We start from the raw sequence: 15,206 nt of genomic DNA, 5'->3' as shown, positions 1-15,206 counted from the left end.
TATAAATTTGAGTAAAGTAGTTTTATTTTGTTTCCCGTATGCAGGGGGATCTGAGGCGGTCTTTTATAACTGGAAAAAACACCTTTCACCCAACATTGATTTACAGCCGATACACTATGCAGGGCGAGGAAAAAGGTTCAATGAAAAGTGTTATTCCAATTTTAATGAAGCTGTGAAGGATATATGTGAACAGATAATTCCTGTGATAAAAGAAAGGGATTATGCTTTCTTTGGTCATAGTATGGGTGGGTTAATTGCCTATGAGGTATGTGTCTGCCTATTGGAGAAAGGATATAAGCCTCCTGTTCATTTGTTCATGTCAGGTATTAAACCGCCAAATAAAATCCGGACAAAAAAAATTCATCAGTTGCCTGATCAAGAGTTCAAAGAAGAATTATACAAATTTAACGGCACACCTTTAGAGGTTATTAATAATGAACAGTTAATGGAGATTTTTATTCCTATTCTTCGAGCTGATTTTAAGTTGATGGAGGAGTATGTTTGTAATTCCGAAATAAAGAAATTAAATAGTGGAATCACTGTAATGTATGGTTGTGATGAAAATATGTCTGATCAAGAAATGAGTAAGTGGTCTGACTATACTCATCATGACACGGAGGTATTAAAATATCCAGGTGACCATTTCTTCATTAGCGAACATTATAAGGAAATAGTAAATAAGATGAACAAAACATTGTTAAGAAGAGGGGTATATTATGGTTACTACGAATAGTTTTAAAACGGAAGAAGAGAATTATTGGGCTGCAAAATTTTCGAAGGGTTTGGAAATAAGCAGTTTTGCTCAATTTGACTCAAGTAGAAATATTCGTTCAAAAGGGTATCTTACGTATAAATTACCAGATGAAACCTCATCTGGATTGTGTGCTATGAGTAATCAATCTGAGTATGGGTTATATCTTATTTTAATAACTGGTGTAAAATACCTCCTTTCTGTATATACACGTTCAAGTGATATCTCAATTGGAACGCCGGTAATAAAATCTCCTGCAGGCGCCGCATATCAAGACAATCCGCTTATAATTAAAAGCTGCATAAAAGAAAACATGAGTTTTAAAGAGTTCCTCCTTTCAGTTAAAGAAGATGTGGTATTATCCAATAAAAACCAGCAAATATCCAAATATACCTTAGAAAAATTACATGGCAGCGGCACAGAAGAAGGATCTATCTTCAGACCCCGCACAATTGTCCAGCTATCAAACATCAATGCCCCTGTTTCCAGTTATAAGGAGTACGCAGATGCCGTATTCCAATTTTGTTGGGATGAAAGCGGGATACATTGCAACGTTACCTATAACAAGCATACAGATGAGTTTGTACAGCGTTTAATGGAACAGATGAATCGTTTTTTTACCAGAGTGATTCAAGATCCAAATCAGAAGCTTCAAAACATAGAAATTGTATCTAATGAAGAACGCCGCTTAATTGAGCATGACTTTAATAACTCATCTAAGCCTTATCCTAAAGGGTCTTCTGTTGTTGAATTATTTGAAAAACAAGTTTTAAGAACACCAGATGACACAGCTGTCGTTTATCAAAGCCAAGAGCTAACTTATCAGGAATTGAATAGTAAGGCCAATAAGCTGGCTAAGCATTTTATAAAGAACGGTGTTACAGAAGGTGAAGTAGTGGCACTGATGATTGATCGTTCTTTAGAATTACCAGTAGCTGCATTAGGAATATTAAAAGCCGGTGCTGCTTACATGCCCTTAGACCCGAGCTACCCTAAAGAACGCATTAAGTATTTACTGCAGAATTCTAATATACATTACATACTGAAAGATAATAAAATTTCGTTAGACATTATATCGGATCAGACTACTGTTAACATGGATCATTTTATGGAATGTGATGAATCACATGAAAACCCTAATTTAGAGGTATCACCTGAGAGTTTAATGTATGTCTTATATACATCAGGAAGTACCGGTGAGCCTAAGGGTGTGATGGTTAAAAGGAATTCATTTGTAAATTTGGTGAATTGGTACACGACAGAATTTAAACTGGATTGTACAGATCATGTTTTATTAGTAGCTCCAATAAGTTTCGACACAGCCCATAAAAATATATTTGCCCCTTTAATTATCGGAGGTAAATTACATATTTATGAATCAGGTGTGTATGACTATAACCAAATGTCCGATTATATATACTCCAGGAAAATTACCGTATTTAATAGTACACCGAGTGGTTTTTATCCTCTTGTTTCATATAACGAGGGTTCGGATTTCCACAGATTGACTGCACTTAAGTATATATTTCTCGGTGGGGAGCCAATAAATAATAAAAAAATAAAACCGTTGATGGATTCTACAGCCTTGAATTGTGAAGTGATAAATACGTATGGACCTACTGAATGTACGGATTTAGCATCCTTCTATCGTATAAATGATCATGATTTTACTAAAGGGGAAAGTATTCCTATAGGTAAGCCCTTAGATAACACAGAATTGTATATAGTTGATCACAATATGAACATGGTACCTATTGGGGTTGTAGGGGAATTATGTATAGGTGGAGCGGGAGTATCAAAAGGATACATCAATGACCCAGGACTTTCTGACGAGAAGTTTATTAAAGTACCATTCAGTAACAGTAATAAAGTTTATAGAACTGGCGATTTAGCTCGATGGATGCCAGATGGCAATATTGAGTTTATAGGCAGAAAAGATAATCTCACAAAAGTCAGAGGTTATCGGGTTGAGATAGGAGAAATTGAAAATGCATTGTTAAAACATCAAAATGTTGATGAAGCAGTGGTGATTGCACTTGCCGATGAAGTTGGATCTAAAACATTATCTGCATTTTTTTCATCGGATTTTAAAATCCCAGCTTCTGAACTGAGAAAGTTTTTACTGGATCTGCTTCCTGAATTCATGATCCCAAATAACTTTATTCAATTAGAAAAGTTTCCTTTAAATCAAAATAAAAAGATTGATCGAAAAGCACTGACAAAATTGGAATATCACCCCACTTCAGACTTTAATTATGTTGCACCTGAGACAGAAGCAGAAAAGTACATCGTTCAACTTTGGGAAGAAATATTGAATATCAATCCTATAGGAATAAACGATGACTTTTTTGAAATTGGAGGACATTCTTTAAAAGCCGCTGCCATTATTTTAAAGGTAAATCATTCATTTAATGCAGGGTTACAGATAAGCGACTTATTTAAACACCCGACGATCAAGGAACTTGCAACAATAGTAAATAGACAGCAAAGGAATGTTGGTGCTGCTATCCAGCCTGTGGAATCAAGGGAGTATTATCCTGCAACTTCCCAGCAGAAAAGACAATTCATTATGTGGCAAATAAATAAAGAATCTGTAGCTTATAACTTGCCTGCAGCGACTATGCTGGACGGTCCACTTGATTACGGGCGTATTGATAACGTATTTCAAGAACTAGTCCGAAGGCATGAATCACTTCGAACTTCCTTCTCTTTTGTCAATAATGATTTAGTTCAGAAGGTTCACCCAGAAATGCAAGTAAAAGTCGAATTTATTGAAAATCTAAATAGTGATATAGAAGAAGAATTAAAAAGTTTCATGAATCCATTTAATTTATACACACCCCCGTTATTCAGAGTGAAGTTAGTAAAAATAGAAAACAACAAACATTTGTTATTGACAGACTTCCATCATATTATTTTTGACGGCATATCCATGGATATAATCATGGATGATTTTATAAATTTATATAACAATAAAAAACTGGAAGAAAATAATATCCACTATAAAGATTATGCAGTATGGCAGGAAAGCTTTTTTAATTCTGAAAATTTTAAAAGCAGTGAAGAATATTGGTTGAACAAGTTCATAGACGGAGGTGCTCGTCTTGAATTAAATACTGATTACCCCAGAAATACAGAACAGAATATATATTCTGATCAAATGACCCTAACTCTGGAACCGCATTTGGCAGCTAAATTAAGAGGAACGGCAGCTGAAAACGGCAGTACGCTTTACACTTTAATGTTAACTGCATTAAATATATTACTAAATAAATACACAGGACAAGACGATATTTCCATTGGCACTCCTTCTTCCGGCAGATTTCATACCGGTTTGGACAATGCTGTTGGCATGTTTGTAAACACTATAGTAATGAGGAATTTTCCTAATCCTGAAAAAAGCGTCGGAGAATTTTTAGAAGAAGTAAATAATTGTGTAGTTGAAAGCCTTGACCATGAAGATTATCCATTTGAGGAATTAGTGGACCAAATAGATGTTGAACGTAATTCAGAAAGAAATCCTCTTTTTGATATAATGTTCTCTCTTCAAAATATAGAAGAAAATGAAAATATTATAAGCGAAAATGAGGAATTAACCTATTACAAATATCCATTTGAAAGTAATATGACGCAGTTTGACATCTCAATAGACACCTTTGTTCAAAAAAATAAGGTAGAACTGAAATTTAAATATGCTAAACAACTTTTTAAAAAAGAAACAATAAAGAGAATGGCACAGCATTACTTGCAAATACTATCTTTTATTTCTAATAACACTGAGAGCTCAATAAAGGATGTTGAGATATTATCTCGTGAGGAAACAGAGCAATTATTAGCAGATTTTAATCATACAAAAACATTTACTAAAGAAGGAACAACTATACAAGATTTATTTATCTCTCAGGCTATCATTTGTAATACAGAGGCTAGTCTTGTGGATAACAATTCCATTGTTAGTTATGAGGAATTAGACAAGAGGTCAAATCAGTTATCACGTTTTTTGAGGAAAACAGGAGTTAAACGGAATACTGTAGTCGGGATAATGGCTGAACCTTCTGTAAATATGGCAGTCGGGATGCTTGGTATTTTAAAAGCTGGAGGTGCATACCTGCCTATAGACCCAATATTCCCTCAACAGAGAATCAATTATCTTATTAAAGATAGTCAGTGCAGTATAGTGTTAACAGACCAGGAAAATGAACATAAATTTGATGATAGAGTTAGAACTGTGCTGTTAAATCATACTACCTATAAAGAAGAACTCTCCCACTATATTGAAAACATAAACCAGCCTGAAGATTTAGCCTATGTTATATATACGTCTGGTACAACTGGCAAACCAAAAGGCGTGATGATCGAACACAAAAATGTAGTAAATCAGTTAGTTGGATTAAGAGATACTTTTAATGTAGAAAGCGGATTACATCATATATTACTAGCTAAATTTACATTTGATGCTTCAGTCCAACAAATTTTCCTTCCATTAACAACAGGTGGTACATTATATATTCCTAAAGTGGAACATACCTTTGATCCTGATAAGATCTGGGAATATATAGTCAGCAATAATATTAAGGTATTGGATATTGCACCAACACATTTAAAAATGTTAATGAGCAAAATGGATAAAATGCATAAGTTTCGATTTATCTTTTTAGGTGGGGAGGTATTACCGAAGAGTCTTTATAATGCTTTGGTGAAGACATCTGATGTTGAAATGGTCGTAAACTTTTACGGGCCAACAGAAACAACGATTAATACAACTTACCATATTTGTGAAGGCAGCTATTATAGTTCTATACCGATTGGAAGGCCGCTAAATAATTATAAGGTTTACCTCTTAGATCAAAATTTAAAGCCTGTCCCAATTGGAGTCACTGGCGAGTTATGTATAGCGGGTGAAGGGGTAGGGAGAGGGTATCTTAATAATGAAGCTTTAACTCAAGAAAGATTCGTATGTAATCCATTTGGCTCTGAAGGCTATACAAGGATGTATAGAACAGGAGATTTAGCAAGATGGCTGCTGAATGGAGAAGTTGATTATATAGGAAGAGCAGATCACCAGGTGAATTTAAATGGAGTGCGACTGAACCCAGAAGAAATTAAGGACGAACTTCTTCAGCACGAGGACATTACCGATGCTGTAGCGGTGGTTAAGAGAAGTGGAGAAGATAAAGAATATCTATGTGCTTATTTAACATCTCACCGTAAATTGACCAGTACGGAACTAAGGCAGCATCTCATGAGAAATTTGCCGGAATACATGATTCCTTCCCACTTTGTGAGGCTGGAAAGGATTCCTTTAACAAGCAGCGATAAGGTAGATATTAACTTTTTAATGCAATTAGAGGACAATGAGTACCTTTTTTCCGGTACACCATATGAAGCACCTGCAACAAACTTAGAAAAAGAGATTGCGGATATATGGAAAGAAGTATTGAACTTGTCCGAAGTTGGCGTAAATGATCATTTTTTTGAAATAGGGGGAAATTCTTTAACCATAGTGCAGGTTGCGGAAAAGCTAAACAAAAAGTTAAATACAGAAATTAGTGTAGTGACATTGTTCCGATTTACCACTATTCACACACTTGCTAATGAGTTAAACAAAGATGATGTATTTGATGTTAATGCAGAGAATGAAATAAAGAATAGAGAGCAGGGCAGAATGAATGCCCGAAATAGATTATTGGAAAGAAGGCAAAGAAAGGGGGGGGGAAGATGATACAAACCAATAATGATCAAACTGGCCTGGAAATTGCCATTATAGGTATGTCGTGCAGGTTTCCGGAAGCTGAAAATGTTGATGTTTTCTGGGAAAATTTAAAGGCTGGGAAAGCTTCTGTTTCTAAATTTACCGATGAGGAATTACTTCACTCAGGGATAAGTGAAGAGACTATAAAGGACCCTAGATATGTTAAGGCTGGTGGAGCCATTGAAGGGACTGAAAGCTTTGATTTAAATGTTTTTGAATATTCACCACGCGAAGCAGAAGTTATGGATCCGCAATTAAAAGTACTGCACGAGTGCGCATGGGAGGCATTGGAACATAGTGGGTATTTAACGGCCGACCATCAGTTCCTGATAGGTACTTATATAGGCGCTTCTACGAATTTGTACTGGATGGGTACAGTTTTTAATAATGCTAAAGATTATTTAAAGGAAGCAGAGTTATTAAATGGATCTCAATTCTTTAGTACGAGGATTGCACACAAATTAAATTTGAAAGGACCCAGCTATACTGTTCAAACTGCATGTTCTTCTTCTTTGGTAGCAATTCACTTGGCTTGCCAGGCTTTATTAAGTGGAGATTGTGATATATCTTTGGCAGGTGGTGTCTCTCTAACGTTACCCGAGAAAAGGGGGCACATGTATCAGGATGGAATGATTCTGTCTCCAGATGGACAATGCAGACCGTTTGATGAGGATGCAAATGGTACAGTTAACGGAAATGGGGCTGGATTCATTGTCTTGAAGCGGCTAGAGGATGCTATTAATGATGGAGACTCTATACATGCAGTGATTAAAGGGTCTGCAATAAATAATGATGGGGCTGATAAGGTCAGTTTTACAGCCCCTAGTGTAGAAGGACAGGCAAATGTTATTAAAGCTGCACATAGAATGGCAGATGTTGAACCTGAAACGATATCATATGTAGAGGCTCATGGAACAGGAACTAAGTTAGGTGATCCGATAGAGGTTGAAGCACTAAAACTTGCATTCAATTCTAAAGAAAAAGATTTTTGCGGGCTAGGATCAGTTAAAGCAAATATAGGGCATCTGGATAATGCAGCGGGTATAGCGGGTGTAATAAAGACTGTACAAGCTATAAAGCATAAAATGATTCCACCAAGTATTAATTACAAGAAAGCAAATAAAAACATTAATTTTGAGTCTAGCCCATTCTATGTTAATTCGGAATTAATAGAATGGAATAGCCCTTCTCCATTAAGGGCGGGAGTAAGCTCATTTGGAATGGGGGGGACTAATGCTCATATTGTACTTGAAGAGGCACCGAAAAAAGAGTCTGAACTCGAGATTAAAAAGGATCAACTCCTTTGTCTGTCTGCACAAACAAAAGAATCACTCGAAAGTCAGACAAAACGTCTTGCAATATATTTAAAGAATAACCAAGACGTCAATCTGGCTGATGTTTCTTATACACTTTTAAATGGCAGAAAAAAATTAAAGTATAAAAGAGCAGTTGTTGCATCAGATGCGAAAGATGCCAGTGAAGTACTTGAAACTCTTGACCCGCTAAGAGTTATGAATGGCAGTTCTAAGGGGAACGGCTCACAAACTGTCTTTATGTTTCCCGGTCAGGGGTCACAATATATAAATATGGGGCTGGATTTATATAAGCAATATAGTGTGTTTCGTAATGAAATAGATAGGTGTTTTCATCTTCTCCAAGAGATTAGTGGTACTGACTTTAAAAAATTCTTATACCCTTCAGCCCAAAAAGCCATAGACAGTGAAGAATTAAATCAAACATTAAACACTCAGCCAATTATGTTTAGCTTTGAGTATGCAACAGCTAAATTGTTAATGCATTGGGGAATACAACCCCAGAAAATGATTGGCCACAGTCTGGGTGAATATGTTGCTTCCTGCTTATCTGGTGTTCTTTCTTTAAAAGACGCGTTAAAGCTAGTGCACAAACGTGCAACATTAATGCAAAGTTTATCACAGGGCAGTATGGTAAGTGTTTTAGCTTCCGCGGATCAGATCAAGCCCTTATTGACACCAGGATTAGCTATTGCGGCAGTTAATAGCAGAGTATCTTGTGTAGTTTCAGGGAATTTCGATTCAATGAGCATTTTTAAAAATCTATTACGTGAAATGGGCTGCGAATATAAAGATTTGCCAGCCTCACATGCTTTTCATTCTCCTATGATGGAGCCTATCTTAAGCGAATTTGCTGATTTTGTGGAGAGGGTTGAATTAAATAGTCCGGTAATACCTTATCTTTCTAATGTTACTGGTGACTGGATTACAGTTCAACAGGCGACTAGCGCAAGATATTGGGTTGACCATTTGCGGCATACAGTCCTCTTTTCTGATGGCATTCGCGTCTTATTGAAAGAAAAGGAAAATGTTTACCTTGAAGTCGGCCCAGGAAGAACACTAAGCACTTTGCTTATGCAAAATATAGTTGAAGAGCTGCATCCTCTCATAATTAATACTGTACGTCACTCAAAGATGAAAATGGCAGATGACTCCTTTTTATTGCAAAATTTAGGGAAATTATTCGTGAATGGTATTAAGATAGATTGGATGAGACTCTTCGGTTCTGAGAAGCGAACAAGAATCCCTTTACCTACCTATCCTTTTGATAGGACTCACTATAGTGTTTTAGGCAAGGAGAAAAATGTTGATTCAGATGTCGTTTCTAAAAGCATCAGTGAAATTAACATATCCTCTGTGACTAGATCAAAATTCAGTAAAGAAGAAATTGTGTTACAAACGTTTAAGGATGTAACTGGGTTAGTGAATATTGACTACTTCGATAATTTCTTTGAAAAAGGCGGGGATTCCTTAACCGCTGTAAATGTTGTAACACGGCTGCAGAAAGAGTTTGATATAACAATCAATCATTTATTTGAATTTCCTACTGCATATGAGCTTGCAAAAAGCATTAACCATATAAAAGATAAACAATTTAGCAAAAAGGAATTGGCTGAATTTTTGACATATAGAGGAAAGCGACATCAAATGCTTAAGGGAAATAAAGAAGAGTATATTGAAAAAAAGAAGGAGTATGAGAAGAAGCTGATTTCAATTCAGCAAGAACATGCAGTAGAAAACCTAGTCTATAAAAATATCTTATTGACAGGCAGTACTGGATATCTTGGTATCTATTTATTACGTGATCTTCTTATTCATACAGGAGCTGCTGTTCACCTTATTGTAAGAGGCAATAATGTGGAAGGAGCTAATAAACGGTTACAAATGAAAGTTATTTCATATTTTGGGGAAGCGTTCTACAATGATTTCAGCCATAGGTTGTTTGTTTACGCTGGTGATTTAGTAAAGAAAAATTTAGGACTGGATCCACATGAATATGAAAAGCTCAGTAAAAGTGTCGAATGTATAATCCATTCTGCAGGTAATGTTAGCCATTACGGTAAGTATGAAGATTCCTTTAACATGAATGTTAAGTCTACTAAAAATTTAGTCGAATTCTCTCTTCGGAATGTAAAAAAGGATTTTAATCATATCTCTACTTTAGCGGTAGCCTCCGGGAATATTGATGGCTATAAGGATATATTGTTTACAGAATATGATCATGATTTAGGACAATCTATATCTAATCCATACCCAAATACAAAACTGGAAGCAGAAAAGGTCTTGACAGAAGTTAGAAGTAAAGGAGTATGCGTAAACATCTTTAGAGTGGGGAATATCGTGTTTGATTCCGAAAGTGGAAGGTTCCAAGAGAATATTGAACAGAACGCTATTTATACAATGTTAAGGTCCTATATTGCGCTGGGGTTTGTTCCTGAAATGGAACGTGATACTGATTTCAGCTGTGTTGATGATGTGAGCAGAGCAATTACATGCTTATTTAATAAGAAAGAACTAAGAAATGAAACCTACCACATTTCTAATCCTGAACATGTTAGTTTTTCTGATTTATTAACAATGCCAGGTCTTAATATAGAAATCAGCAAAATGACACTTCAGGAGTTTATTTATTATATCTATGATGACGAACGGCATCAGCAGCATGCGGCTAACATATATAATTTACAACTACACAGCGTTGGGGAGGATTTATCCCGTGTAATTCATGAAGAAGAAACTGTATTTCATATTAAATCTGATAAAACGAATCAACAATTAAAGAACATTGGATTTGAATGGAGAAAAATTGATGATCAATTAATTAAGAAAATGATTCAATATGGCCAGGAAGTTAACTATTTCCAAAACAAAGAAGGGGTGACTCCGTGAAGAAACTAGAGTACTTTCCACTTTCTCATCCTCAGAAAAGAATATGGCTTATAGAAAAAGTTAATCCAAGTCAGCCCATGCATAATATTGGCGGGGTTGTTAGAATTGCTGGGAATGTAGATTTTCCCTCATTAGAATATTCTATTAATGAGTTTATAAAGAATAATTCTGGTATCCGACATCGTTTTACAGAAACTAAAAATGATGTAAAGCAATATATTTGTGAATATCGATGGCTGAATATAGCTCTTTATGAATTTAACAATGAAGAGGAGCTGCAAGCATGGATTCGAGAAGAAGCAAAGACTCCTTTTAATCTCTATGAAGAGGATTTGTACCGATTTATATTTTTTAAACTAACTGATTCCGGCGAAAGTGGTTATTTAGTTAAGGTGCATCATATAATCTCTGACGGCTGGTCTATTAATATATTAGCTTCCGAAGTCTTTAACGTTTATAAAGAGGTTATTAAGGGTGGAGCAGTACCTGTTTCTAATAAAGAGACTTATGATTATTTTCTGAATAGAGAAGAAAACTATTTATCTTCTAAACGCTTTTTTAAGAATAAAGAGTACTGGATGAAAAAATTCACTCCTGTTCCTTTTAGAACAGAAAAAACTGAATTAGAATGTTCGGTTGGGGAAAGAAAATCCTTTAAAATTTCAAGTCATGTTACTAGAAGGGTAAAAAGGTTTACTAGTGAACAAGATGTCTCAATATATTCTTTCTTTGTAGCGTTATATTATATGTATTTATATAAGGTTACGAATCACAAGGACCTAACGATTGGAATGCCAGTACTTAATAGAGCTGGTAAAAAGGAAAAAAATATATTTGGGATGTTTACGAGTACAATGCCTTTTCGGTATATCTTGAACGGAGAAATGACAGCAGCGGGTGTTGTAAAGGGTATTAATAACGAGCTAACAAACTGTTACTTTCATCAAAAGTATCCCTATAATTTACTCGTACAAGATCTTGAGTTGAAAAAGAAGGATTTTGGGGATTTATTTTCTGCCTGTATTAATTATTACAACACGAATTTACCTGCCGAACTAGATGGAGCGAAAGTTTCAAATGAAGAATTTTACAATGGAACACAAATATACGACCTTCAGGTCATTATTCGTGAATGGTCGGAGCATGAATTTAATTTAGATTTTGATTATAAGACTCATAAATTTGAAGTCAAACAGATTGAAATGATCTTCGAATGTATGATGTTTCTCATTGAGCAAATATTAGATGAAGGAGAAGATCAAAAATTAGATGATATACAGCTATTGTCAAAAAGAATGAAATCTCAATTAATTGAACAGTACAATGATACGCAGGTTGAATATCCAAAAGAAAAAACGATACAAGAGCTTTTTAAAGATCAAGTGGAGAGAACACCTAATAAGATTGCCATAACTTTAGGTGACAGCGCTCTCTCCTATCGAGATTTAGATAACAAGTCGAATCAGATTGCAAATTATTTAGTCAGGAAGGGGGTTACCACAAATACAGCAGTAGGGGTTGCAATGACCCACTCATTCGAAACAATTATTGGAATATTAGGTATCTTGAAAGCTGGAGGGGTTTATTTACCAATCGATCCTCAGTACCCTTTGGACAGAATTAATTACATGATGAAGGACGCAAATGTGTCCATATTATTATCGAACATCCGTTTGGAGTATTCGGAGATTACAGATCAGGTGGAAATAATAGACTTGAGATCTTCCGCGATATACGAAAATACTGCAGTAGCCTTTGATAAAAATGTAAGGTATACAGACCTGGCATACATTATTTATACATCTGGCTCAACTGGTAAACCTAAAGGAGCGATGATAACACAACAGGGCTTAGTCAATTATATTACTTGGGCTCAAAAAGAATATATAGGCGCAGGCGAAGAAGAAGTTTTTCCTTTATATTCATCCCTTGCTTTTGATCTGACAGTAACATCCATTTTTACCCCCTTAATTTCAGGAAGTCAAATCGTTATATACCCTCAAGACAAAAATGAGTATGTCTTATATAAGATTATAAAGGAGCAAAAGGCAACAATAATAAAACTCACTCCTTCTCATTTGTCCATACTGTTAGATGCAGATTTAGACATGACTGCAATCCGCAAAATTATAGTAGGGGGGGATAGTTTCCCGGTCAAACTGGCGAATAGATTACAGGAAAAAACAAAGGGGAAGACTATAATTTACAATGAATATGGTCCAACAGAAACCGTTGTTGGGTGTATGATACACCAATTTAATACTGTTCAGGATGACAGACTGACCGTACCGATTGGGAAGCCTATTCAAAATGTACAAATCTATTTGTTAGATTCCAAACATAGCCCAGTACCCGTCGGAGAGGCAGGAGAAATATTTATTGCAGGAGCGGGCGTGGCGAAAGGTTATTTAAATAACCCTGAGTTAACATCAGAGAGATTTATAAATAATCCATTTTCATCTGAAGGGCTGATGTATAGAACAGGTGACTTAGGCAAGTTTATAGAAGTGGATAAGATGGAGTACATAAGAAGAGTGGATGACCAAATAAAGGTTCGCGGATTTCGCATTGAATTAGCAGAGATTGAAAGGAGTATTGAACGTTATCCTGGTATTAAGGAAGCCGTAGTTGTGAAGAAACAATATGTTAATGGTTCGGAATACTTATGTGCCTACTATACAGGAGATGCAAAAATAGATTCAAAGGAAATAATGAATTTATTGAGAGATTTCTTACCAGATTATATGGTGCCTTCTTATTTTATACAGCTTGAAGAACTACCTTTAACTATTAACGCGAAGATAGACCGGAGTGCACTGCCAGAACCTGAGTTCGATAAGAGTTCTATTTCCAATGCAAATAAAACTGAAGAGTTGTTAAGTGTGGTTTCTGACGTATTAAATACACCAGATGTGGATATACAAGATAATTTTTATTATCTTGGGGGGGATTCCATCAAGGCTATACAGCTGGTATCCAGACTGAATGAAAAAGGATTTACTATTAAGACAAAAGATATTTTGGCGAATCCCGTAATGGCTGACATGATTTTATATCTAGAATTAAATCACAATGGCTCAAACAATATTAATCAGCCATGTGAGGGTACATTAAAAGGTTTACCTGCTGCAGATTGGTTTTTCTCACAGGATTTTTATAACAAAAATCATTATACACAATCATTATTGCTTAAACTATCTGATGATGTAGATTCTGAATTACTAATAAAGGCATTGCAATATGTAGTGCAGAGACACGACTCTTTTTGTTTGAATTTTTCAAATAAAGATCATTGTCTTTATTTTAATGAGAGCCACCGGAATAAACAAATAAAGGTGAAAACGCATGATTTATCGGGACACTTCAGAGTAAAACAGCTGAAAGAGATTGAGAGAACCGGAGAACAGTTAAAAGCGAGTATAAATATAAACAGCGATTTCTTATTGAAGGCAAGTTTCTTTGAAATGGGTACAAACGGAAGAAGGCTGTTGATTACATCCCATCACCTGGCCATTGATGGGGTTTCATGGCGAATATTACTTGAAGAGTTAAATCAAACCTATTCCCAGCTAGAAGAGAAGAAAAACAATTTATACCTTCCTTCTCTGAATAAATCGATAAAAGACTGGGCTGCGGTACTACAGGATTTGAGCAAGAAAATATCAATTGAAGAAAAGCAATATTGGAACAAGGTAATTCAGAAATCCAGAACACAATCCTTCTCTGACTATGAACCAGGTCAGGACCAGCTAAAAGAATGTGAATCTTTAAAAGAGAATTTAACAGAAGAGGAAACTTCACAACTATTAACAAATGCAAATAAAACTTATCGTACTAAGGCTGACGAATTAATGATCACTGCACTTGCCATGGTTTTAAGCAAATATTACAAAAGCAATGAAGTAACGATAGAGCTAGAAGGCCATGGACGTGAAAACATTTCTGAAGAAATAGATGTATCAAATGTAATTGGCTGGTTTACTAGCTTATACCCGATTACGCTAAATATTAAGGGTGATGTTTTATCTTCAAACATCAAAAATGTTAAAGAACAGATGCGGAATGTTCCAAACAAAGGACTGCATTATGGAGTTTTGAGATATATTACTCAAGAATTCATACATGAACAACCAAGACTAATTCGTTTTAATTACCTTGGTGATTTTAACTCTTCTTTTTCTAATAATTTGTTTCAATTAGCAGAAGAGAATTCCGGAAGAGATATAAGTGAGATGAACGAATTAGATAGTTTAATTGAAATCAATAGTTATATTGTTGATAACAAATTAATGGTTTCTTTTACTTACGGCCGAAAAACGTTTAAATCTGCAACTGTTATACAGCTTGTTAAAGATTATATGGAGAAATTAAGAGAGTTAATAAAACATTGTTGCTTAAGTGATCAAACTGAATTCACCCCTTCTGATTTTGATACGGTAGACCTTTCAAGTGAAGAACTGGAAGAAATATTTGATTAATAGTATAGGAAGGTGTGACCTAA

Annotated in this window: 4 protein-coding genes; all 4 read left to right on the top strand. The window is 35.3% G+C overall.

The features are described from left to right. Nucleotides 1–7: 7 nt before the first annotated feature. The 4 genes from AC6CHU_RS16540 to AC6CHU_RS16525 are packed head-to-tail and all read left to right on the top strand — an operon-like array spanning nucleotide 8 to nucleotide 15,183. On the top strand, nucleotides 8–733 hold the full coding sequence (locus AC6CHU_RS16540; RefSeq protein ID WP_498122374.1) for a thioesterase II family protein: 726 nt from the start codon (nucleotides 8–10) through the stop codon (nucleotides 731–733). Next, on the top strand, nucleotides 717–6,473 hold the full coding sequence (locus AC6CHU_RS16535) for an amino acid adenylation domain-containing protein (RefSeq protein WP_498122372.1): 5,757 nt from the start codon (nucleotides 717–719) through the stop codon (nucleotides 6,471–6,473). The genes AC6CHU_RS16540 and AC6CHU_RS16535 overlap by 17 nt, the downstream gene beginning before the upstream one ends. Continuing rightward, the gene (locus tag AC6CHU_RS16530) at nucleotides 6,470–10,705 is read left to right on the top strand and encodes a beta-ketoacyl synthase N-terminal-like domain-containing protein (RefSeq protein ID WP_498122371.1); all 4,236 of its coding nucleotides are present in this window, start codon (nucleotides 6,470–6,472) and stop codon (nucleotides 10,703–10,705) included. Before AC6CHU_RS16535 ends, AC6CHU_RS16530 begins: the two co-directional genes overlap by 4 nt. Continuing rightward, nucleotides 10,702–15,183: an amino acid adenylation domain-containing protein gene (locus AC6CHU_RS16525; protein WP_498122369.1), complete on the top strand. Its 4,482-nt coding sequence runs from the start codon at nucleotides 10,702–10,704 to the stop codon at nucleotides 15,181–15,183. The genes AC6CHU_RS16530 and AC6CHU_RS16525 overlap by 4 nt, the downstream gene beginning before the upstream one ends. Nucleotides 15,184–15,206: the final 23 nt, after the last annotated feature.

The sequence above is a fragment of the Cytobacillus sp. GQ23 genome, from assembly GCF_059758675.1.
Note: the sequence above shows the minus strand (reverse complement) of the source record. Positions and strands in the feature narration are given on the sequence as shown.